The following is a 21,765-nucleotide window of genomic DNA, read 5'->3' as shown; positions in this document are numbered from 1 at the left end:
CTCATGCCTGCCCCAGCGCGATGTAGCGGCGCAGGTGGTGGTCTTCGTCGCCCAGCTGGTGGTCGATCATGACCAGGCGCTTGGCATAGTGCGCCAGCGGCAGCTCCCACGTCATACCGATGCCGCCATGCAGCTGGATGCATTCCTCGGCCACCAGCGTGCCGATGCGGCCGATGGTGACCTTGGCGGCCGACAGCGCGCGTTCCCGCGTGACGCGATCCGGATGGTCGACGGCGGCGGCCGCGTTGATGACGGCGGAGCGCGCCTGTTCGATTTCCAGCAGCACGTCGGCCATGCGGTGCTGCAAGGCCTGGAAGCTGCCGAGCGGCGCGCCGAACTGGCGGCGCGTGCGCAGGTATTCCAGCGTGGCGTCGCGCGCGCAGTCCATGGCGCCCACGGCCTCGGCGCACAGCGCCAGGATGCCGCGGCCCACGGCGCGTTCCAGCACCGCGTGGCCGGCGTCCGCGTCGCCCAGCAATGCGCCGGGTCCGAGCTGCACATTGTCCAGCACCAGCTCAGCGGCGCGTCCGCCGTCGATCAGTCCATAGCCTCGGAGGCTGAGTCCTGGCGATCCCTTGGTCACGAAGAAGAGGCTGATCCCGGCCTCGTCGTCGTCCGCGCCCGACGTGCGCGCGGACACCAGAAACAGATCGGCGTGTTCGCCCGCGTAGACGACGGCTTTGGCGCCGTTGAGCACCCAGCCATCGGCGCTGCGCTGTGCGCGCGTCTGCACCTGGTTGAGGTCATAGCCGGATTGCGGTTCGGCATGCGCCAGCGCGGCGGTCAGGCTGCCGGCGATCAGGCCTTCCAATGCCTCGCGTTGTTCGGCCGTGCCCTTTGCTGCGATCGCGCTGCCTACCATCACGGTGTCCAGGAACGGTTCGACAACCATGCCGCGGCCCAGCGCTTCAAAGACGACGGAGATGTCAAAGCCCGCACCGCCGAGGCCCCCGTCAGCTTCAGCAAACAGCGCGCCGATGGCGCCCAGCTCCGCATAGCGTTGCCAGAACTCGCGGCTGTACCCCTGCGGCGATTCGGCGTGACGCATGCGGGTGGCAAAGTCGTACTGCTCGGCGACAAAGCGGCGCAGCATGTCCGAGAGCATGCGCCGGTCTTCGGTGTGTTCGAAATTCATGGCCAGCCCTTACAGTCCCAGGATCATCTTCGAGATGATGTTCTTCTGGATTTCATTGGAGCCGCCGAAGATCGACAGCTTGCGGTTGTTGAAGTACTGCGCGGCGGCGCTATTGGCGCCGTCCGGGCCAATGGGCGGCGCGTCGTAGCCGTCGTGCAGCGCCTCGGGCACGAAGGGCCGCGCATACGGTCCCATGGCGCGGCGGTTCAGCGCGCTGATCTCCTGACGGATCTGCGTGCCGCGTATCTTCAGCATCGAACTCTCCGCGCCGGGCGCGCCGCCGCCGGCCACCGCCGCTACCACGCGCAGGTTGGTCGTGCGCATGTTGGCCAGCTCGATCTCCACCCGCGCCAGCCGCGCGGCAAAGTCCGGGTCTTCGGTCAGCGGGCGGCCATGGCGCTTCTGGCGCGCGGCCACCGCCTTCAGGCGTTCCAGCGCGGCCGTGGATTGGCCCACGCCCGCGATGTTGGTGCGCTCATAGGTCAGCAGATACTTCGCGCACGTCCAGCCGCGGTTCTCTTCGCCCACCAGGTTCTCGACGGGCACGCGCACGTCCGAGAAGAACACCTCGTTGACTTCGTGCTCGCCATCCAGCGTGATGATGGGGCGCACTTCGATGCCCGGGCTGTTCATGTCGATCAACAGGAAGCTGATGCCTTCCTGGCGCCGGCCTTCCTGCGAGGTCCGCACCAGGCAGAAGATCATGTTGGCGTACTGGCCAAGCGTGGTCCACGTCTTCTGGCCGTTCACGATGTAGCTGTCGCCGTCGCGCACGGCCGTCGTTTTGAGCGACGCCAGGTCCGATCCCGCGCCGGGTTCGGAGTAGCCCTGGCACCACCAGTCCGAGCCGTCCAGAATGCGCGGCAGCCAGTGGCGGCGCTGCGCCTCGGAGCCGTATTTGATCAGCACAGGCCCCAGCATGCTCAGGCCGAACGGGACGATGCGCGGCGCGTTGGCCAGCGCGCATTCGTTGTCGAAGATGTACTTCTGCGCGGCCGTCCAGCCGGTGCCGCCATATTCCACGGGCCAGTGCGTGGCCAGCCAGCCTTGCGCGTTCAGGATCGCGTGCCATTCGGCCATGTCGTCGCGCGTCAGCAGCTTGCCGTCGCCGACCTTGTCCGCCAGACGGCGGGGCAGTTGGGCGTCCAGAAAGGCGCGCACCTCGTCGCGGAAGGCGATTTCTTCGGGGGTGAATTCCAGATCCATGCGGGTCTCTCAGTAGATTTCAAACAGGCCGGCTGCGCCCATGCCGCCGCCAATGCACATCGTGACGACGGCGTAGCGGGCGCCGCGGCGGCGGCCCTCGATCAGGACGTGGCCAGCCAGCCGCGCGCCGGTGACGCCGAACGGGTGGCCCAGCGCGATGGAGCCGCCGTCCACGTTCAGGCGATCCATGGGAATGCCCAGCTTTTCCTGGCAATACAGGGCCTGCGACGCAAACGCCTCGTTCAGTTCCCACAGATCGATGTCCTGCACCTTCAAACCGTGGCGCGCCAGCAGCTTGGGCACGGCGTAGACCGGGCCGATGCCCATTTCGTCCGGCTCGCAGCCGGCGATGGCCAGGCCCCGGAACGCGCCCAGCGGGCGGATGCCGGCGCGCTGCGCCTCGGCCGCTTCCATCAGCACGCAGGCGGCCGCGCCGTCCGATAGCTGCGAGGCATTGCCCGCCGTGACGAACTGGCCTTCACCTCGCACCGGCGCAAGACCGGCCAGCGCCTCGTAAGTTGTGCCGGGACGGTTGCAGGTGTCCTTGTCCACCGTCACTTCGCGTTCGGTGACGGCGCCGGTGGCGCGGTCCGTGACGGACATGGTGGTGGTGACCGGAATGATCTCCTCGCGGTAGCGGCCCGCGGCCTGCGCGGCCTCGGTGCGCGCCTGGCTTTGCGCGGCAAAACGGTCCTGCGCCTCGCGGCTGATGCCGTAGCGGGCGGCCACGATGTCGGCGGTCTCGATCATGGGCAGATAGAGTTCGGGCTTGTTGGCGACGATCCACGGGTCCATGCCGCTGACGCCGTCGTCGCGGGTGCGGATCTGCGACACCAGTTCCACGCCGCCCGCAATCACGGCCGGCGCGCCGTCCATCACGATGCGGCTCGCGGCCGACGCAATGGCCTGCAGGCCGGACGCGCAATAACGGTTGATCGTCGCGCCGCCCACGCTGACGGGCAGCTCCGCGCGGATCACGGCCTGGCGGCCGATGTTGCGCCCCGTGGCGCCTTCCGGATAGCCGCAGCCGATGAACGCGTCTTCGATCAGCGCGGGGTCGATGCCGGCGCGGTCCACGGCGGCGCGCACGGCGTGCGCGGCCAGCGTGGGTCCGGCGATCAGATTGAATTCGCCGCGCCCCGCCTTGGTGATGGGGGTGCGGGCAGTGGAGACGATGACGGCTTCACGCATGGGGATTCCTTGGATGTATTCGGATCAGGCGGCGTTCAGGCTGCCAAAGGTGCGGCCGGACTCGGCCAATTGCACGAGCAACGGCGACGGCTTCCAGAACGCCGGGTCTTCCTCCGCATAGCTGCGGATGTCGGCAAGAACGCTTGGCAGGCCCACGCTGTCGGCGTAGTGCATCGGGCCGCCGCGGTGGCGCGGAAAGCCGTAGCCGGACAGGAACACGACGTCGATGTCGGACGGGCGCAGCGCGATGCCCTGGTGCAGCACGTTCGCCGCTTCGTTGACCATCGCGGCCAGGTAGCGGCGCAGGATGTCATCCTGCGTGAACGCGCGCGGCGTGACGCTGGCGCGGCGGCGTTCTTCGTCGATGATGGCAAGCACTTGCGGATCGGGCGTGCCCTGGCGCGCGCCGTCGGGATACAGATAAAAGCCGCGGCCGGTCTTCTGACCAAACCAGCCGCGCTCGCAGAGGCGGTCGGGAATCTGCACGTAGCGCAGCGCGGGGTCGCGCGTTGGGGCGCGGCGCTTGCGCGTGGCCCAGCCAATATCGCCGCCGGCCAGATCGGCCATCTGGTACGGGCCCATCGGATAACCGAACGCGCGCACGGCGGCGTCGATGTCATAAGGCGAGGCGCCGTCCTCCATCATCATGTCGGCCGCCTGCCGGTGCACGGCCAGGATGCGGTTGCCGATGAAGCCGTCGCACACGCCCGCGCGCACGGGAATCTTGCGCAGCCGGCGCGCCAGCTCGAAGCCGGTTGCCACGGTGTCGGGCGCGGTGTGGCGGCCCACCACGATCTCCATGAGCTTCATGATGTTGGCCGGCGAGAAAAAGTGCAGTCCCAGCACGTCGGCCGGTCCGCGCGTCGCTTCGGCGATCCGGTCTACGTCAAGGTAAGACGTGTTGGTGGCCAGCACGGCGCCGGGCTTGGCGACGCGGTCCAGTTGCGCGAAGACCGCCTGCTTGACGGCCATGTCCTCGAACACGGCTTCGATGATGAGGTCGGCCTCGCCCAGCGCTTCGTAGCGGGTGGCGCCGGTGTAGCGCGCCATGCGCGCTGCGCGTTCGTCGGTGGTGATCCGGCCTTTCTTGACCAGCAGGTCGTACACCTGCTCGACGCGGGCGCGGCCACGTGCCAGCGCGGCCTCGTCCTGTTCCACCATTACCACCGGCAGCCCCGCATCCAGCACGGCCACGGCAATGCCCGCGCCCATCGTGCCGCCGCCGACGATGCCGATGCGCTCAAGCCGGCGCGAGCGCGCTTCCTTCAGTTCGGGGATCTTGGTGGTTTCGCGCTCGGCGAAAAACGCGTGGACCAGCGCGGCGCGCTGCGGACTGTCCAGGCATTGCAGGAACAGCGCGCGCTCGATGCGCAGGCCTTCGTCAAAGGGCTGTTCGATGGCCGCGCGCACTGCGTCGACGATCTTGGCGGGCGAGTACAGGCCACGGGTGGCGGCGGCGACGCGTTCGGCGGCGGCATCCACCACCGCCAGTTGCGCCTGCCGGTCTGCCAGGGCCTCGGTCGCATCGCGGGTGCGGCGCGGGCCGGAGTTCAGCGCCAGCAGTTCGTGCGTGTAGGCCAGGCCCGCGTCCAGCGGATCTTCTTCAGTGGACAGCACGTCGACCAGCCCCGAGGCCAGGGCGGCGTCGGCGGGCAAGTGCTTGCCGGTCAGCATCAGGTCCAGCGCGGCCTGCGCGCCCATCAGGCGGGGCGCGCGCTGCGTGCCGCCCGCGCCGGGCAGGAGGCCCAGGTTCACTTCGGGCAGGCCCAGCTTGGCGCTGGCCAGCGCCACGCGATAGTGCGCCGCCAGGGCAATCTCCAAACCGCCGCCCAGCGTTGCGCCGTGCAGCGCCGCGACGACAGGCTTGGCGCTGGCTTCGATCTGGTTGCACAGGTCGGGCAGCAGGGGCGGCTGCGGCGGCTTGCCGAACTCGCGGATATCCGCGCCCGCGATGAAGTTCTTGCCCGCGCCCAACAGCAGGATCGCGCGGACCCGCTTGTCCGTCTGCGCCTGCGCAATGGCGTCCGACAAGTCACGGCGCACGGCGGCGCTCAGTGCATTCACGGGGGGATGGTCGATGACGACGACCAGGATGTCTTCGTAGCGGCGCGTCTGCGCCGCGCCGGTGCTTGCGCTGTCTGTCATGGACAGTGTCTCCAATGATGCTTCCTGTTCGCGCACCGCGCCGGCATGCCGGTGCGCCGACGCCTTGCGAGAACGGAGCTTGGCGGGCCAGGGGTGGCCCGTCTCTTATGGCTTTATTCTTTCGCAGCAAAGATGTCTTGACAATGGCATCGATAATTGACACTCCGGACAAGAAAATTTGACAATGCACGGCAAGGAGCGCCGCCATGGACACCAAATCCCTTATCTTGCTTGTCGAAATTCTGGACGCGGGCAACCTCAGCGAGGCCGCGCGCCGCCTGAAAATGACGCGCGCCAACGTCAGCTATCACCTGAGCCAGCTCGAGCGTTCGGTCGGCATGCAGCTTGTGCGGCGCACGACGCGGCGCGTGGAACCCACCGAGATCGGCCTGAAGCTGTACAAGCATGGGCGCAGCATTCAGGACGAGCTGGCGTCCGCGCGCGAATCGGTCGAAACACTGGGCAAGACGCCGCAGGGCAAGGTGCGCCTCAGCGTGCCCAGCGGCTACGGCCAATTTGTGATGACGCCCTGGCTGCTGGAATTCAAGAAAACCTATCCCGACATCGTGCTGGACGTGCTGTTTGAAAACAGTGTCGAGGACCTGCTGCGCGACGAGGTCGACATTGCCGTGCGCATCATGTCCGAACCGCCGCAGCATCTGGTCGCGCGCGAACTCGGCCAGGTCCGCTACGTGGCCTGTGCGTCACGGGACTACGCCGACAGCCACGGGCTTCCCCAGCGCCCCGAAGACCTGGCCGGCTCGCCCGTCATCAGCGCCGCCGTCATCGGCCGGCCGCTGCGCCTGTCCGCGTATTACGGCGGCCAGCCGCGCCAGCATGTCGTGCTGGAACCCACCGTCATTTCCCGCAACTATGCCTTCCTGCGCGACGCCATCCGGGCGGGCCTCGGTGTCGGCGTGGTGCCGGACTACGTGGTGCACGAGGACATCGCGCGCGGCGAACTCGTGCCCGCGCTGACCGACTGGCGTCTTAGCATTTTTGGGCGCGGCATGTATATGCTCTACATGCCCAATCGCCACCATCCGCGGGCGCTTGCAATGATCATCGAATTCATCCTGGAGCGGGCGCAGCGGCGGCACGACGGTGAGCCGGGCCTGCTGGCGATCAGCAGCGGCTGAGCCCGCCGGGCACGTAACTTGCTGAAGGCCTTCGCAAATCGGATGTGAGGGGAAAGATGGACAGCGCGACGCCCGTGGTCACTTCGCCGCAGCGGGAAGGCCCAGAACCCGTGCCGGCCGAGGCCGCAGAAAAAAAGACCGAGCCGGCGGGGGAAAAGACCGAACCTGCCGAAGAGAAAGTCACGGCTCAGGACGCCGGCCTCATCAAGCCGCCGGCGCCCACGCCGCTCGTGCGCGTCAGCGGCTTCTGTCTGGTGACGCTGACCGTGCTGGCCGTCCTGTTCGGATTGAAGGCGGCGCAGGAATTCATCGTTCCGGTGGTCATGGCGATTGTGGTCGCCTATACCTTGGATCCTGTCGTGGCCCTGCTGGAGCGATATCGAGTGCCACGCGCGCTTGGCACCGTCCTGGTGATGTCGGCCATCGCCGTCGGGATCGTGGGCGTCATCTACGTCACGCAGGATCAGGTCGCCGACATGATCAACGCGCTCCCCGAGATATCAAGCAAGCTGTCCCGCACGCTGGGCGGCCTCCTGAGCGGTGACGGCTCCCTGATGGAAAAATTGCGCAACGCAGCAAGCATCCTGCAGGAGTCGGGCGCGCCGAAGCCCGGCGGGCGAGTCGTCGTCGCCAAGTCGGACGGCGGGCTGAGCGACATCTTGTTGTGGGGCTCCAAAGGCCTGGCCACCTTCGTCGGTCAGGCCACCATGTGCGTGTTCCTGGTCTTCTTCCTGCTGCTGTCGGGCAACGCGTTCAAGCGCAAGTTTGTGAAGATGGCCGGCAAGACGCTGTCGCAGAAGAAAATCAGCGTGCACATGCTGGACCAGATCAACAACTCGATCCACATGTACATGGCGATGATGCTGGTGACCAATGTGGTGCTGGGGCTGCTTTCGTGGGCCGCCTTCCGCCTGATGGGGCTGGAAAATGCCGCTACCTGGGCCGTGGTGGCGGGCGCGCTGCACATCATCCCGTACTTTGGTCCGCTGATGACGGCGGTCGGCACCGGCATCGCGGGGCTGGTCCAGTTCGGTGAGCTCGGCCCTGCGCTGGCGATCTCGATGAGTTCGGTCGCGATCGCGCTGCTGATGGGCGTGGTCGTCACCACCTGGATGTCCGGCCGCATCGCGCGGATGAACGCCGTGGCCGTGTTCATCCTGCTGCTGCTCTTTACGTGGCTGTGGGGCATCTGGGGAACGCTGCTGTCCGTGCCGATTGCCTTCATCGCGAAGGTGGTGGCCGATCACATCGAAGGGCTGGAGGCGCTGTCGGAGTTCCTGAGCGAGTAGGGCGGGTGGCGGGGTCCTGCCGCAATGGCCAGGCCGCTTTCGATTGGTATGCTCGGGGCTTGCACCACCGGATCCTTCATGACCGAATCCTCTCATTCCCAACGAATCGCCGGCGCGCGCACCGGGCTGGATGCCGATGCGCGGCGCGCGCAACTGCGCCGCATGAAGATCGGAGCGCTGGCGCTGCTGGTCGCCATGGTCAGCGGCTTCATCACCAGTCACGTCATGGGCGGACAGGGCGCGTGGGCGTGGGTGCGAGCGTTCTGCGAGGCGGCCACCGTCGGCGCGCTGGCCGACTGGTTCGCGGTCGTGGCGCTGTTCCGGCGACCGATGGGCCTGCCCATCCCCCACACCGCCATCATTCCCAGCAACAAAGACCGCATCGGCGACAGCCTGGCGATCTTCGTGCGCGATCACTTCCTGGATCCCGACACGCTCATCGAAAAGCTGCGCGTCTTCGACCCGGCCGCGCGGCTCAGCCGCTGGCTGGCCCGGCCCGCGCAGGCGCACGCCCTGAGCGACGGAGCGCGCCGCGTCGCACTGCAGACGCTGGACCTGCTGGACGACCGGGCCGTGCGCGGCGTCATCCAGGAGTTTGTCGTCAGCAATCTGCGCCGCTGGGACGCGGCCGCCACTGCCGGCGAGGTGCTGGGCCTTCTGACGCGCGACGGTCGGCATCAGGAATTGCTGGACGCCGCGATGGAACGCCTGGGCGGCTACCTGGCCGAGGAAGACGTGAAGGAACGCGCCTCGACCCTGCTCGTGAAGTTTGCCCGTAAGGAGTGGCCGCGCATCATTGCCGCGGTCGACGTGGTCAAGTCGGTCGACAACATCGCCGACAACCTGGCTGACCGCCTGGCGCGCGCCCTGGTCGAAGAGTTGCGCGATGTCCTGTCCGAGCCCGACCACCCCGTGCGCCGCGACTACGAGGCATGGGTGATGAACTACATCGAACGCCTGAAGACCGATCCCGCGCTGGCCGGCCAGGTCGAAGACCTGAAGCAGCGCGCCATCGACCACCCCAAGGTCCAGGAATACGTCCAGGGCCTGTGGGACGACATCCATGCGGCGCTGCGGCGCGATCTGGCGGACGAGCATTCCGCGCTGGCCGCGCACCTGGAAAGCGCGCTGCTGGCGCTGGCCCGCAAACTGGGCGAAGACCCCGGCCTGCGCGAAGCCATCAACAACCACATCCTGGGCGGCGCACGGCGCCTGACCGGACGGCTGCGCGTGGGCGTCACCGAGCACATCTCGCGCACCGTCAAGAACTGGGACGAGCGTCATCTGGTCGACGAACTGGAACTGAGCGTGGGTCGCGATCTGCAATACATCCGCTTCAACGGCACGCTGGTTGGCGGCCTGATCGGCGTGCTGCTGCATGCGGTGGTCCTGATGGTGAACGGCTAGGCATGGTCTTTTGCCGCTGCCCACACCGTGTCACAACCTTGTATCAGGAACGAAGTTTTCTGGCCGACTGCCCGGCCCCGGTGCTATCTTCATCTGCGCCGCCGGCTGCGCGAGGCGCGCCTTGTACCGATGGCCGCCCGCAGCTTGCGGGCATCTTTCCAGGAGGCAATTCATGAAGAAATTCTCGATGCTTGTCACGGCGCTGGCATTGGCGGGCGCGTCCAGCGCGGCGCTGGCCGAAGACGTCTCGATGTCGTTCCTGACGCCCGATGGCGTCGGCAAGAGCGCCGGCACCATCACCCTGAAAGACACCAAGGAAGGGCTGCAATTCACGCCCCACCTCAAAGGCCTGCCGCCCGGCGAGCGCGGCTTTCATGTCCACGAGAAAGGCTCGTGCGAGCCCGGCCCGGTAAGCGGCAAGACCGCGCCGGGTGGCGGCGCGGGCGGGCATCTGGATCCCAAGGGCACCAAGGCGCACAAGGGACCGATGGCCACGGACGGGCATCAAGGCGACCTGCCGTTCCTCACCGTCGCGGCCGACGGCAGCGCGACGAAGACCGTGCTGGCCCCGCACCTGAAGCTGGCCGACGTGAAGGGCCGGGCGCTGATGATCCACGCCGGCGGCGACAACTACAGCGACAAGCCCGAGCCGCTGGGCGGCGGAGGCGGACGCATCGTTTGCGGCGTGGTGAAGTAGGGGGAGAGCGCCGGCGGGCGCTTTCTTCAAGCCGTGCCGTTGCGGCCGTACTGCCGGTAGCCGTCGCGCTGCGCCAATCTGTCGTAGTACATGGCGACGGCGGGCAGCGCCGGCTTGTCGAACGGCGTCTCGAACCAGCGGTTCACGGACAGCCCCACCGGAATGTCGGCCAGCGTGAACGCGTCGCCGGCCACATAAGCGCCGGTGGCGGCCAGCCGCTGGTCCAGAATCCCCATGAACCGCGCCCAGTCCCGGCAGGATGCCTCGATGGCGGCCTGGTCCCGATGCGCCGGCGACTGCCGCGCCAACGCCATGAAGGCGTAGCTCCATGACCGGTTCAGGTCCGTCGCCTGCCAATCCATCCACTGGTCCACGCGAGCGCGCTGCTTCGGCTCGGCCGGATAAAGGTGCTGCCCCTGATACTGACCCGCCAGATAGCGAATGATGGTGTTGGACTCCCACAGCACGAAGTCGCCATCCTGAATGACCGGCACCATCGCGTTTGGATTGCGTGCCAGGAACTCCGGTTCCGACGTGGGCCGGAAACCGCTGCCCCAGTCTTCGCGATCAAACGGCAGGTTTAGTTCAGCGCACGTCCACAGCACTTTGCGCACGTTAATGGACGAAGCCTTTCCCAATATTTTCAGCATGTTGGCTACCGCGGGGGGCGTTGTTCAGGGGCGAGGGTTGCCGCAGTCTAGCGGGACTGAGGGCGCGCCGCCAGATACAGATTCGGGCGTCTTTGAACGGAACAGAAGCCAGGAAAACCACAGTTGATAGCCAAGACCCGCTTGCCGCTTTCCACAAGATCTTATGTTGCCGACACCGTTGCGCTGATCCTGTTCTTTACGACGACAGGCATCATCAACGAGCGCTGGATCGCGGGAATGACCTGGGAACAGGTACTCCACGCGCGGTTGATCGGTGGCGCGCTGATGATTCCGGTGGGTAGGCCCTACGGATTATGGCGCGATTGGGTAATGCGGCGCGCGAAGGACACCCGAGTGTCCCGGTTGCTTTGGGATAGCGTGGCGCTGATGAGTTTTCAGGTGCCCATTTACGCCGCGATCATCGCGATCAGCGGGGCATCGGGCGACGGCCTGGTGCGAGGCGTATTGGGCGCAGCCGTGATGATGCTGGTACTGGGCCGGCCGTATGGCGCGTTTCTGAATGGGCTCAGGCGCTTGTTCGGCCTGCCGCCGGGCGGCGCGCGGCCGATGTCGCTCAACGAATAGGCCGTGCATATCGGCCCGTCGTGTATGCCGCTCGACGAGCCCCCGGCTTGCAGTTTGCGGGGCACTTGCCGAAGCGGCCGTATTGTCTTCGCGACGCTGGCTTTACATCGTCGGTTGCGGAATCGGCGTCTCCGCTGGCATCGATCCCGACATGCGCGCCGGGCAACCTGAAAGCCCCCACTTCGTCACCATGCCCTTTTCGATCATGAATTTCTCGACGCACACGTGATACGCGGAAATCGGGCCCCAGATCTCTTCATACGAAATGATTCGTGCGCCGCTTTCAAGCGTGTAGCTTTTCTTCGGCGGTCCCCACTTCGAAACCAGCTGCTCTTCGGTGCTGCCGACCCATGCTGCATTCACGTCGTTGTAGGTCTTGTTCCGCTTGCCGGTAATCATGCTCATCTGCGCGGAAGTGCAACCCGCGAGCAGCGCAGGCAAAACCACAAGCAGTGCAATCTTTCTCATTTTGACCGTTACCCCGAAGTTCGACGATTGAGACAGAGGCGATTTGAACGCGGCACATTGTTTATTGATTTTGTGCGCGCTTGCGTCATGCGCGGCGGTTGCCGGGCTGTGAGGCTGGCCTCGCTTGTAATGATTTTTGAGGCGCCAATGTATCAGATACGTAGAGGGGCGATTGGTAACAATTCCGACGTTTTGTATAGTTGGGCGCTTGGGCCTTTGGCGTATGGCGAAGGCGCGACGGAGAGAACTCCGTCGCTATCTTTTGTCCTTTAGTTCGCCGCCGGCAGCGCCTTCAGCAACGCCTCATTGAACTGCTTCGGATCCTGCACCTGCGGCGAATGGCCAAGCTCCGGCCACGTGACTAGCTTCGCGTTAGGAATGGCCTTGGCCGCCTTCGGGCCCAGCTCAGGATAGTTGCCGAGCTGTTTCGCCACCTCGGGCGCCGCCGCGTCCTTGCCGGGGGCGGTGTTGTCCTTTTCGCCGATGAGCAGCGTGGTGGGCACGGCGATCTGGCCGAACTCGTGCACGACGGGCTGTGTGTAGAGCATGTCGTAGGTCAGCGCCTGGTTCCACGCAACGCGTTCGCGGCCTTCGCCCTGCAGCATGCCGGCGGCCATGAGGACCCACTTGTCGTAGTCGTCGCGCCATTGGCCGGCGTAGTAGGTGCCGAGCTGGTACTTCTTCATGCCTTCGAAGTTGGCCTTGAGCTCGCGCTGATACCACTCGTCGATGCTGCGGTAGGGCACGCCTTTCTGTTTCCAGTCTTCGAGGCCGATGGGATTGACGAGCACCAGGGCGTCGGTTTGCGGGCCGTACATCAGCGCGTAGCGCGCGGCGAGCATGCCGCCCATGGAGTGGCCGACGATGCTGGCGCGGTCGATTTTCAAATGATCGAGCAGGGCGTGCGTGTTGGCGGCCAGTTGGTGAAACGAAAACTGGTAGGCCTGCGGCTTGTCGGATTTGCAGAAACCGATCTGGTCGGGCACGACGACGCGATATCCGGCTTGGCTTAGCGCGGCGATGCTGGCGTCCCAGGTGGCGCCGCAGAAGTTCTTGCCGTGCATGAGCACGACGGTCTTGCCATTGGGCTTGGCGGCCGCCACGTCCATGTAGGCCATCGAGAGCTTCTGGCCTTGCGTGTCGAGCGCGAGCCGCTTGACCTCGTGGGGATACTCAAAGCGCTCCAGGTTGGGACCGTAGTCCGGCACCTTTGGGGCATCCGCCGCAATGGCGCTGCCGGCAAGCGCCACGCCCGCGCAGAGAGCGCCCAGCCGGAGATGTTGGGATCGTGTCATTCATGTGACTCCTGTTATGACGCCGGCCCGCTGCCGGCGCTGTACAACAGGGACAGCAAAAATGGGGCCTGGGTTCCGCAGGGGGCGGCACTAGGGGGGCAGCACGAAGGGGCGGCACTCGTCAAACGCCTGCTTGCTCCGCGTGCAGCGGCGGTCCAAGAAACTCCACATGCCACTTCTGCCCGAATGCGTTCAACGCTTCGTGATCGAGTTTGCCCTCGCGCATGACCTCGCCCAAACCCAGGAAGAAACCCTGCGCGTCCATGCCCGGCAGTATCTGGATGAACTGCCGTGCCGGCCGGTCGGTGATGTTGACGAATGCATGTGCCGCGCCGCCAGGCACGCTGATGACGTCGCCCTCATCGGCGGTGAACCGTTTGCCGTCGACTTCAAAGAGATATCGGCCTTCCAGCACGTAGAACACCTCGGTTTCCCGGTGCCGGTGCAGAGGCGGGCCAAAGCCCGGCGCGTTCTCGGTTTCGATGCTGGTGAGTACGCCATTGGTGGATGCCGGCGGGACGCGCACACGCAGCGTCAGGCCGATCTGCGGGATCAGGATGGGCGATTCCTGTTTGGTGGAACGAATGAACTGAAAAGTCATCGTCATTCTCCCTGCGTCGCGGGCGCGGCGGACAGTGCCGGCAAGAGGCCGCCGGTGCCTGGCGGGTAATGCGACGCTGCGTATTGTCTGGCCTTGGCCTGGAAGTAGGCTTCGACCCACTTGAAACGCTCGCCGTCCTTGGCAAGCCCGACGGTGTTTGCAATGGCGGCGAGGCTGATGGTGTGTCCGCCCGCGCCCCAGTTGCCTTCCGAAACTTCCTCGATGATGACCAATGCGCCGCTGCCGTCTTCGCGCGTGGCGCCCAGGCTTTCCATCATGGCTGCGTGCACCGACGCGTGGACCTCGGACTTGTGCTGCTGGCTCATGTAGCCTTCAGGAATGCTGACGCGGGCGAGCAGGCGGCCGTGGCTGCTGACGGGCGTGTCGTCGATATTACCGCCAACCCACCAGTCTTCGGCGGGCACTTCGGTGAACAGCACGGACGCGAAGGCCAATCCGCCCGGGGTGCGGGCGCCGCCTTCCATCGTCAGCAGCACTTCCGTCAGCCGCTTGCCCATTTCGTTCTTGCAGGCGGGGTCGAGCATCCCCTTTGCGTAATACAACTGAATCACTGGCATGACATTCTCCTTGCCTTTCCCTTCACAGGGCGGCAAGCGGCGCGGGCAAAGCCGGCGCCGCCTGCAACGCAGGTTTATCTGCGACGGCGCTACTGGATGGTTTCAATAATGAGGAGATCGGCGCCTTCACCGTCCGTCTGAATCGTGATGGGTCGGTCTCCCCACACGCCTCGGCTATCGCGGCGTGCCAGCGTGATGTCGTCGACGCTGGCCTCGCCGTCCAGCATGAACACGTACACGCCATGACGGTTTGATTTGGGCGTGTATTGCAGATGCATTGCCTGATCGGCCACCAACCTAGAAACGGATACGTCCTGACTGATTCGCAGTGCGCCGTCGGCATTGCCCACCAATTGCGTAAGCTGATTTCGGCGCGTGCTCGCATCGAAATGGCTGCGCGTATAGGAAGGCGGCGTCAGCAGGCGGTCGGGCAGGAGCCACAGATACAGCACTTGCATATCGGTGCTGGCCAGATTCAATTCGGAATGCTTGCCGCCGGAGCCCGCAGAGAACGCGTAGAAGTCGTTCGGCCCGAGCTGGTCGATGTTGCCCACGGTGTTCACGTGCGTCAGCGTGCCCGCCAGGACGAACGCGCAAATGATGAAGTCGTGGTGGCGGTGCATGTTGTAGCCGCTACCGGTGCCACTGAATACTTCTTCGCCGAAGACGCGGATCCGGCCGAAGCCGGGAATGCCGCTTTGGTAGGCGCCGAAGTTGAAGCTGGAATGGCGCGCCACCATGCCTTCGGGGTGGCCGGCGATATAGCTGGACGCTTCGCCCGTCGACAGAAATTTTTCAAAGCCGCGGTCGTGCGCGCGCAGCACAAAGTCTTTGTTCATGATGAGTTCTCGGCAGGCGTTCAGACGAGGGCGTGCGCGGCGGCTTCGGCGCTGGCGTACGGAAGTTCGACCATTTCGAACCGGCTCTTGGGGGTGCCGCAGTCGGGGCAGACCCAGTCGTGCGGGATGTCGGCCCATCGGGTGCCAGGAGGAATGCCGTGTTCGGGCAGCCCCAGGGCTTCGTCATACAGAAAGCCACAGCCAAGGCAGACGTGGCGCTTCAAAGGTTCATCCATGGATGTCTCCGTTGGGCCAATTCGCCTCGGCCCCGGGCAAGCGCAGTAGGTAGCGCGTGACGCATTTATATAGCGCGTCACGCGCTACTGCAAGCGATTTGATATAGTGACGGTTCGATTTGTCGGAGGGCAGTCACGATGGAAAGCGTCACCAATTTAAGAGAGACGGTGCTGGCGCAATTGCGCTCGCGCATCGTGTCGGGCGAAGCCGCACCGGGCACCATTTATTCCGTGCCGGCGGTGGCGACCGAGATGGGCATGTCGACGACCCCTGTGCGCGAGGCGTTGTTGGAGCTGAGCCGTACGGGCTTGGTCTCACCGCTACGCAATCGGGGGTTCCGCGTGGAAGCGGCCACGCCCAAAGACCTGGAAAACCAGTTTGACGTGCGCATCATGCTCGAATCGGGGGCGCTCGTCGCCATTGCGCGGGCGGGTCTTTCCGACGTCGCGCCGCTGATCGAGCTGGCAGATGCGGTTGCCGCCGCCGTCAAGGCAGGCAATGTCGCCGATTACATCGAAACGGACCGCCGGTTTCATGAAGCGTTGGTGTCGCGCGCCAACAATCCGCTGCTGACACGAATGATCATGGGCCTGCGGGCGGACATGCGGCTGTATGGAATCAATTCGCCGGAGGGCCTGGAGCGGCAGCGCGCGTCTGTGTCGGAGCACTACGAAATGATCGAGTTGGCGCAAACGCGGCAAACCGAGGCAATCGCCGCGTTGATCACCCGGCATATCGAATCCTGGAAGCCGCTGCTGACGTCCGCGCTGCAAGACGTGTCGGCGGGAAGTGCGAGGGCATTAGCCTGATCGGCGCCCGGCGCCCCGTGCAAGACGGTTGGCGGAATGCCTTCCCGCCGCCGCCTCACGTCGCATAGAGATTCGTCAACGATGCCTTGACGAACCCCCCATCCACCACGAGATCCTGCCCATTCACATACGACGACGCATCGCTGGCAAGAAACGCGACCGCGCCGCCAATGTCCGCCGGCAGCCCGATCCGCCGCGCCGGAATGCTTGCGATGCGCTTGTGCAGCACACCGTCATTTCGATAGTGCGGTTCCGACAGTGGCGTGCGTATCATGCCCGGGCTGATGGAATTCGCGCGTATGCCTAGCGGTCCCCACTCCACGGCCATCTGGCGCGTCAGCGCCTGCAACGCCGCCTTGGTCGTGCCGTAAGCGCCGAGCCGGGTTGGCGTCTGGGCGGAGATCGATGACACATTGATGATGCTGCCGCCCTGTTGATCCCGCATCAACGGAAACACGGCCTGCGCGCACAGCAACGCGCCGCGCAGATTGATGCGGAAAATGCGGTCCCACAGCTCAAGCGGGAGCGCCTCCAGTCCCACCGGCGCCGCGCTGACGGCCGCGTTGTTGACCAGTATGTCGCACCGTCCGAATCGGGTTCGCACCTGATTGGCCATCTCTGCAACCGAGTCGGAATCGGAGATATCACAACGCACGTTCAGGCGGCCATCGCCATCCGCGCGGGCAGGGCATGCGTTGACATCCACCTGGACGACGGCCGCGCCCATCGCATGCAGGTGCTCGCAAATGGCAAGACCGATCCCGCCGGCCGCGCCGGTTACCACCGCCACGCGGCCCTGCAAGGCATCGGAGGAAAAAGGAAGTTTGAAAGGCGTATCCATGAGCGCGACCTATTTGTTCTTCAGGTCGGCCACTTTTGCCAACCCCTGCCAGATGACGGCGTCGCGTTTGATGGATGCTGCGAATTCCTTTGCAGACATGTCCGCCGGCACGATCATGTTCTGGCCTTCGATTTTTTCCCGCACGTCCGGCGTGTGCTGCGCGCGATAGATCTCGGCGTTGAGCTTATCGATGATCTCGGTCGGCGTGCCGGCGGGGGCGAAGACGCCGTACCAGCCGTCCGCCTCGAATTTGTAGCCTTGTTCCCCTAGCGTCGGGACGTCCATCGACGCGGGCCATCGGCGCGATCCGGTCTGGCCCAGGGCGACCAGCTTGCCGCTGCGCATGTGGGGAATGGGTGAGGCGATGTCCATGAAGCCGACGCTGATGTTGTTGGCGATCAGGTCGGTGCTCTCGGTGACCAACTGCTTGTAGGGCACATGCGGCATGTCCAGGCCGTAGTGCGCCTTGATGCCTTCCATGGCCAGGTTGCCGGACGAGCCGGTGCCCCACGAACCATAGGCGAGTTTGCCGGGATTGGCCTTGGCGTACGCGACCATGTCGGCCAGGTTCTTGAAGCCGGTAGTCGGGTTGGCGACCAGCAGGATTCCGGCGGCCCCGACCTGGGCGATAGGGAGCAGGTCCGTTTCCGGATCGTACGGCAGCGAGGGAAGCACGACTGGATTGAGCAGGATGGCGGAGGAGGGGGCGAACAGCAGGGTGTAGCCGTCGGGCGCCGCCTTTGCCACCGTGTCGCACGCAATCATGCCGTTGGCCCCGGGCTTGGCTTCCACGACCACCGGCTGGTTCAGCGCCTTGGCAAGCGGCGCGGCGATCAGGCGCGCGAAGATGTCGCCGCCCGCGCCGGATGAGCCGGCGACGACAAGCCGGATGGGGCGCTCTGGCCAGCCGCCTTGGGCAGCAAAAGCGTTCACACCCAGGCCCATCAGCATGCCGCCGAGCAGGATGGCGCGTCGTGTGGGTAAAGGATGGGTCATTGCAGCGTCTCCAGAATTTTTGATTTATTGGAGCTTTCAAATTCTAGGTAGCCGGACCGGATTGGCTATAGCTGAAACCGCAGTTCAGAACTGCGCGAAACGAAGAAATCGCGGCCACCGTTGCCGGCAACGGCGATGACGGAGTGCTGCGTTTTTTGCAGAAGAGTTCTTCAGGATGGTGGCTGAATCAACGGGTGGGTGCTCGATACACTTTTTGTGGGTCAACATATAAAGAGCCTGCCATGCCTTTCACGCTTCGCCGTCGGTCGCCGCTTCGCTTGCCGTTTCGTAAGACATTTCGTCTGTCGATTCGCCCGCCATTTCGATTGCTGATGGGAAGCACGGTGCTGACGGCGCTTTGTTCGTTTGCCGCCACGGCGCAAACAGACTATCCGACAAAACCGGTGCGGCTCGTGGTGCCGTATCCGCCGGGCGCGGCGACCGACGCGATCTCGCGCGCGTTCGCCCAGCAACTGGGAACGATCATGGGTCAGCCCGTGGTCGTCGAAAACCGGCCTGGTGCGGGTTCGGCGATCGGCATCACGGCGGTGAAAGGCCGGCCCGCCGACGGGTACACGCTGTTGGTCCATGCCGAAGGGTTCTACAGCGCGAAACTGACGACGCCGGGCGCGGGCTACGCGTTTTCGGATTTCGAGATTCTCGCGCCGTTGGGTCAGAGCAGTTACGCCTTCATCGTGCCAGCCGACAGGGGCTGGAATCGCCTAGAGGACCTGAAGGAGGCAAAGCGCGAAATGGATATCGGTATCGCCGACCTGGGCGTGGGCACTTATTCCACGCTGGCCGCGCGACTGGCATCAGGCCTTCAGACGCAGTACCGTCCCATTCCCTTCAAAGGCGGCGCGGAAGGCCTGACGGCGATCCTGGGCGGGCAGATCGACGGCTACTTCACCACGATCGGCACGACGCAGAACGTCAAGGACAATCCTCACGTGAAGGTGTTGGCGTATACCGGGCGGCCAGGAAGCGTCTCGCATCTGCCCGGCGTGAAGACGTTCGCAGAACTTGGCGTGCCGGACATGGTATTTCACAGCAGCTACAGCGTGGCCGTGCGGACGGGCATCCCTGAACAGGTGAGGGACAGACTGGCGGGATTCGTCAGGCAGGCGGTTGCGTCCGAAGAAATGAAAAAGGCGCGCCGCGATCTGTACCTGGACGAATACAGCGGGAGCCTGGACGAGTACAAGCAAGAGCTTCTGAGCCTGGCTGCGGAATTCGAAGCCAGCGCGCGGGCCCGCAAGGCGGAATGATTTCAGGAGGCCACGGCTTGCGGTTGCTGGCGCAAGCGCAGCACCGGCGACGTGAACAGCACGGCGAACTGGATGAAAAAGCCGACCGTCGACACCCACAGGCAAGCCTCCACCCCAAACCGCGCCGCCAACGTCGCGCCGATCAACGCACCGATGGGCCGCGCGCCGAAATTGGCCGTCACGATGACGGAAGACACCCGCCCCAGCAGGGCATTGGGCGTGACCGATTGGCGCAGCGTGGTGGTGGTGATGGTCCACAGGATCGGACCGGCGCCGAAGAAAAAGAATCCCACCGCCGCCCACGTGCCTGACGGCAAGACCAGCGTCGACAGCAGGATGAAGCTGGCCAGCAAGGCAGACAGCGGGCCCGCGCCAATCATTGCGCCGAACGGCAGGCGGCGGGCGAGCCACGGGGCGGCCAACGCGCCGGCCAGCATGCCCGCGCCGTAGACACCAAGCGTAAAGCCCACGCCCGCGGCGGACAGGCCGAGCTGGTCGACGGCGTAGGCGACGTAGATGGCCAGCAGGATGAACCAGGCGGTGTTGAAGAAGAGCGCGGTCAAGAGGACCGGGCGCAGCAGGGCATGCGTGGCGACGAAGGCGGCGCCCTCGCGCAGTTCAGTGAGCGGATGGCGGCGTTGTGCGGTTTTGGGCGCGTCTTGCGGCAGGCCAGCGAGGAAGACGGCGGCCAGCAGTGATAGTGTGGTCGCGAGCACATAGGCGGTGGATGCGCCCATCCACCCGACGAGCGCGCCACCCGTCGCGGGGCCGGCCGAGAACGCGGCGCTGCGCGCCAGCTCCAGCCAGCGATTGGCATTGGACAGGTCAGCAGGAGGAACGAGCTTGGGCACCAACGCAGGCGCCGCGACGTTGTAGGCGACGGTGCCCACCGCGCCGACGAACCCCAGCGCCGCCAGCCATGTCAGGCTGAGGCCGCCCATCCACAGCAGCGCCAGCAACGCGATCAGGCTTGCCGCGCGCACGGTTTCGGCGGCGGTCATCAGGGACCGGCGCGACATCCGGTCGGCCAGCACGCCGGCGGGCAGGGACAACAAAAGGAACGGCAGCGTCTGCGCGGTCTGCAGGTAGCCGGTCTGTGCAGCGGTGGCGCCCAGGGCCAGCACGGCATACAGCGGCGCGGCGGCGAGCGCGATCTGCTCGGAGAACTGCGCGGCGAGATTCGATGCCGCAAGTCGGCGGAAAGCGGAGGGCAGGGCGGGCATGGACGAGACGGCGGACGCCGCAAAAACGGCAAGGGCACGATCATGATCGTACCCCTGCGGCCCTGCACTCCGGTCCTTGCTAGGACGCGTTCCTGTCAGGGAATGGGCGGGTAGTCACCGAAGCCGTCGGGCCAGGTGGTCAGCACGTCGTAGCCGGTCTCGGTGACGACGACCATGTGCTCCCACTGGGCGGACAGCGAGCGGTCCTTGGTGACGACGGTCCAGCCGTCGGGAAGCTGTTTGGTCTGGGGCTTGCCGGCGTTGATCATGGGCTCGATGGTGAACATCATGCCGGGTTGCAGCACCATGCCTTCGCCGGGGCGGCCGTAGTGCAGCACCTGCGGGTCGTCGTGATAGATCTGGCCGATGCCGTGGCCGCAGTATTCGCGCACGATGCTGAAGTGCTCGCGGTGCGCAACGGTCTGGATCGCGTGGCCGATGTCGCCCAGCGTGGCGCCGGGCTTGACGGCCATGATGCCGGCGCGCATGGCTTCGTACGTGGTGTTGACCAGGCGGCGCGCGAGCGGGCTGGGCTGGCCGACGTAATACATGCGGCTGGTGTCGCCGAACCAGCCGTCCTTGATGACGGCCACGTCGATGTTCAGGATGTCGCCGTTCTTGAGCACCTTGGCCGACGGGATGCCGTGGCAGATGACGTGGTTGACCGAGGCGCAGATGGTCTTGGGAAAGCCGTGGTAGCCGACGTTGGCGGGCGTGGCTTTCAGCACGTTGACGATGTAGTCGTGGCAGACGCGGTCAAGCTCATCCGTCGTGACGCCCGGGCGGACGTGTTCGCCGATCATGTGCAGCACTTCGGCTGCCATGGCGCCCGCCTTGCGGGCCATTTCGATGTCTGCAGCCGATTTGATGGAAACCTTCTTGGCCATTTACGCGGCCTCCTGCTGCGCGGGTTGCGGCAACCCTTGCGAGAGGGACGCGATGGTGAAGCCTTCTGCCTGGTCGATGCGGATCAGCAGTTGGCAGATGTCGGCGTGGCGCAGTTCGGGATACAGCTCGGAGAGCATGCCGATGCGCATCCAGTGTTCGGCCTGAGAGTTGATCGAGCGGCTGAGGGCGCCGCTGGCGACGCGCAGGTTCTCATGCATCTGCTCGGAAATCTTGACGATACCCATAGTGGATGTTCCGTATATGTTTTGTATATGGAA

Annotated in this window: 23 protein-coding genes; 7 read left to right on the top strand and 16 right to left on the bottom strand. The window is 65.3% G+C overall.

Annotated elements, in window-relative coordinates; translation table 11 throughout:
* Position 1 precedes the first annotated feature (1 nt).
* Genes CLM73_RS15860 through CLM73_RS15845 form a run of 4 tightly spaced genes read right to left on the bottom strand, consistent with a single transcriptional unit; the run spans position 2 to position 5,677 of the window.
* A complete protein-coding gene (locus CLM73_RS15860) occupies positions 2 to 1,135 on the bottom strand; it encodes an acyl-CoA dehydrogenase family protein (protein ID WP_105239244.1) in 1,134 nt (377 codons plus the stop codon).
* A 9-nt stretch (positions 1,136 to 1,144) separates the two neighbouring features.
* The gene (locus tag CLM73_RS15855) at positions 1,145 to 2,341 is read right to left on the bottom strand and encodes an acyl-CoA dehydrogenase family protein (protein ID WP_105239243.1); all 1,197 of its coding nucleotides are present in this window, start codon (positions 2,339 to 2,341) and stop codon (positions 1,145 to 1,147) included.
* A 9-nt stretch (positions 2,342 to 2,350) separates the two neighbouring features.
* On the bottom strand, positions 2,351 to 3,532 hold the full coding sequence (locus CLM73_RS15850; RefSeq protein ID WP_105239242.1) for an acetyl-CoA C-acyltransferase: 1,182 nt from the start codon (positions 3,530 to 3,532) through the stop codon (positions 2,351 to 2,353).
* Between the two features lie 24 nt (positions 3,533 to 3,556).
* The gene (locus CLM73_RS15845) at positions 3,557 to 5,677 is read right to left on the bottom strand and encodes a 3-hydroxyacyl-CoA dehydrogenase NAD-binding domain-containing protein (protein WP_105239241.1); all 2,121 of its coding nucleotides are present in this window, start codon (positions 5,675 to 5,677) and stop codon (positions 3,557 to 3,559) included.
* Between the two features lie 206 nt (positions 5,678 to 5,883).
* Here CLM73_RS15845 and CLM73_RS15840 point away from each other — a divergent pair, with 206 nt between their 5' ends.
* The 4 genes from CLM73_RS15840 to sodC all read left to right on the top strand — a co-directional run bounded on the left by CLM73_RS15840 (position 5,884) and on the right by sodC (position 10,209).
* Positions 5,884 to 6,816 (top strand): LysR family transcriptional regulator, encoded by a 933-nt coding sequence (locus CLM73_RS15840; protein WP_105239240.1) that lies wholly within the window; start codon positions 5,884 to 5,886, stop codon positions 6,814 to 6,816.
* A gap of 56 nt (positions 6,817 to 6,872) precedes the next feature.
* Positions 6,873 to 8,105: an AI-2E family transporter gene (locus CLM73_RS15835; RefSeq protein WP_105239239.1), complete on the top strand. Its 1,233-nt coding sequence runs from the start codon at positions 6,873 to 6,875 to the stop codon at positions 8,103 to 8,105.
* 78 nt (positions 8,106 to 8,183) lie between these two features.
* A complete protein-coding gene (locus tag CLM73_RS15830) occupies positions 8,184 to 9,512 on the top strand; it encodes a DUF445 domain-containing protein (protein WP_105239238.1) in 1,329 nt (442 codons plus the stop codon).
* Between the two features lie 172 nt (positions 9,513 to 9,684).
* The gene (gene sodC / locus CLM73_RS15825) at positions 9,685 to 10,209 is read left to right on the top strand and encodes a superoxide dismutase family protein (protein ID WP_105239237.1); all 525 of its coding nucleotides are present in this window, start codon (positions 9,685 to 9,687) and stop codon (positions 10,207 to 10,209) included.
* A 26-nt stretch (positions 10,210 to 10,235) separates the two neighbouring features.
* On the opposite strand, the gene CLM73_RS15820 is transcribed toward sodC, so the two are convergent.
* A complete protein-coding gene (locus CLM73_RS15820) occupies positions 10,236 to 10,859 on the bottom strand; it encodes a glutathione S-transferase family protein (protein WP_105239236.1) in 624 nt (207 codons plus the stop codon).
* A 123-nt stretch (positions 10,860 to 10,982) separates the two neighbouring features.
* On the opposite strand from CLM73_RS15820, the gene alaE reads away from it, so the two are divergent.
* Positions 10,983 to 11,444, top strand: a complete 462-nt coding sequence (alaE, locus tag CLM73_RS15815; protein ID WP_234015645.1) for an L-alanine exporter AlaE — start codon at positions 10,983 to 10,985, stop codon at positions 11,442 to 11,444.
* A 102-nt stretch (positions 11,445 to 11,546) separates the two neighbouring features.
* On the opposite strand, the gene CLM73_RS15810 is transcribed toward alaE, so the two are convergent.
* The 6 genes from CLM73_RS15810 to CLM73_RS15785 form a co-directional block, all read right to left on the bottom strand.
* On the bottom strand, positions 11,547 to 11,912 hold the full coding sequence (locus CLM73_RS15810; RefSeq protein WP_234015644.1) for a hypothetical protein: 366 nt from the start codon (positions 11,910 to 11,912) through the stop codon (positions 11,547 to 11,549).
* 269 nt (positions 11,913 to 12,181) lie between these two features.
* Positions 12,182 to 13,207 (bottom strand): alpha/beta fold hydrolase, encoded by a 1,026-nt coding sequence (locus tag CLM73_RS15805; protein WP_105239235.1) that lies wholly within the window; start codon positions 13,205 to 13,207, stop codon positions 12,182 to 12,184.
* A 121-nt stretch (positions 13,208 to 13,328) separates the two neighbouring features.
* On the bottom strand, positions 13,329 to 13,808 hold the full coding sequence (locus CLM73_RS15800) for a cupin domain-containing protein (RefSeq protein ID WP_105239234.1): 480 nt from the start codon (positions 13,806 to 13,808) through the stop codon (positions 13,329 to 13,331).
* 2 nt (positions 13,809 to 13,810) lie between these two features.
* Positions 13,811 to 14,386 (bottom strand): tautomerase family protein, encoded by a 576-nt coding sequence (locus CLM73_RS15795; protein ID WP_105239233.1) that lies wholly within the window; start codon positions 14,384 to 14,386, stop codon positions 13,811 to 13,813.
* An 89-nt stretch (positions 14,387 to 14,475) separates the two neighbouring features.
* Positions 14,476 to 15,225 carry a pirin family protein gene (locus CLM73_RS15790; protein WP_105239232.1) on the bottom strand — a complete coding sequence of 250 codons (750 nt, stop codon included), beginning with the start codon at positions 15,223 to 15,225 and terminating at the stop codon, positions 14,476 to 14,478.
* Between the two features lie 20 nt (positions 15,226 to 15,245).
* Positions 15,246 to 15,461 carry a rubredoxin gene (locus CLM73_RS15785; RefSeq protein ID WP_105239231.1) on the bottom strand — a complete coding sequence of 72 codons (216 nt, stop codon included), beginning with the start codon at positions 15,459 to 15,461 and terminating at the stop codon, positions 15,246 to 15,248.
* A gap of 138 nt (positions 15,462 to 15,599) precedes the next feature.
* On the opposite strand from CLM73_RS15785, the gene CLM73_RS15780 reads away from it, so the two are divergent.
* Entirely contained in the window at positions 15,600 to 16,271 is a 672-nt protein-coding gene (locus CLM73_RS15780; protein ID WP_105239230.1) for a GntR family transcriptional regulator, read from the top strand.
* Between the two features lie 55 nt (positions 16,272 to 16,326).
* On the opposite strand, the gene CLM73_RS15775 is transcribed toward CLM73_RS15780, so the two are convergent.
* The gene (locus tag CLM73_RS15775; protein WP_105239229.1) at positions 16,327 to 17,112 is read right to left on the bottom strand and encodes an SDR family NAD(P)-dependent oxidoreductase; all 786 of its coding nucleotides are present in this window, start codon (positions 17,110 to 17,112) and stop codon (positions 16,327 to 16,329) included.
* A 9-nt stretch (positions 17,113 to 17,121) separates the two neighbouring features.
* On the bottom strand, positions 17,122 to 18,108 hold the full coding sequence (locus tag CLM73_RS15770) for a Bug family tripartite tricarboxylate transporter substrate binding protein (protein WP_105239228.1): 987 nt from the start codon (positions 18,106 to 18,108) through the stop codon (positions 17,122 to 17,124).
* 242 nt (positions 18,109 to 18,350) lie between these two features.
* Between CLM73_RS15770 and CLM73_RS15765 the strand changes: the two genes are divergently transcribed.
* Positions 18,351 to 19,376 carry a tripartite tricarboxylate transporter substrate binding protein gene (locus tag CLM73_RS15765; RefSeq protein WP_105239227.1) on the top strand — a complete coding sequence of 342 codons (1,026 nt, stop codon included), beginning with the start codon at positions 18,351 to 18,353 and terminating at the stop codon, positions 19,374 to 19,376.
* Positions 19,377 to 19,378: 2 nt separating this feature from the next.
* Here the strand turns inward: CLM73_RS15765 and CLM73_RS15760 are convergent, their stop codons facing one another.
* The 3 genes from CLM73_RS15760 to CLM73_RS15750 form a co-directional block, all read right to left on the bottom strand.
* A complete protein-coding gene (locus CLM73_RS15760) occupies positions 19,379 to 20,599 on the bottom strand; it encodes an MFS transporter (protein WP_105239226.1) in 1,221 nt (406 codons plus the stop codon).
* 95 nt (positions 20,600 to 20,694) lie between these two features.
* Positions 20,695 to 21,486, bottom strand: coding sequence for a type I methionyl aminopeptidase (gene map, locus CLM73_RS15755; RefSeq protein ID WP_056561851.1), 792 nt, complete (start codon positions 21,484 to 21,486; stop codon positions 20,695 to 20,697).
* Positions 21,487 to 21,732, bottom strand: coding sequence for a ParD-like family protein (locus CLM73_RS15750; RefSeq protein WP_056318213.1), 246 nt, complete (start codon positions 21,730 to 21,732; stop codon positions 21,487 to 21,489).
* Positions 21,733 to 21,765: the final 33 nt, after the last annotated feature.

This window comes from Achromobacter spanius (assembly GCF_002966795.1).
Classification (GTDB): Bacteria; Pseudomonadota; Gammaproteobacteria; order Burkholderiales; family Burkholderiaceae_B; genus Achromobacter; species Achromobacter spanius_D.
This window is presented reverse-complemented; position numbering and strand designations above follow the sequence as displayed.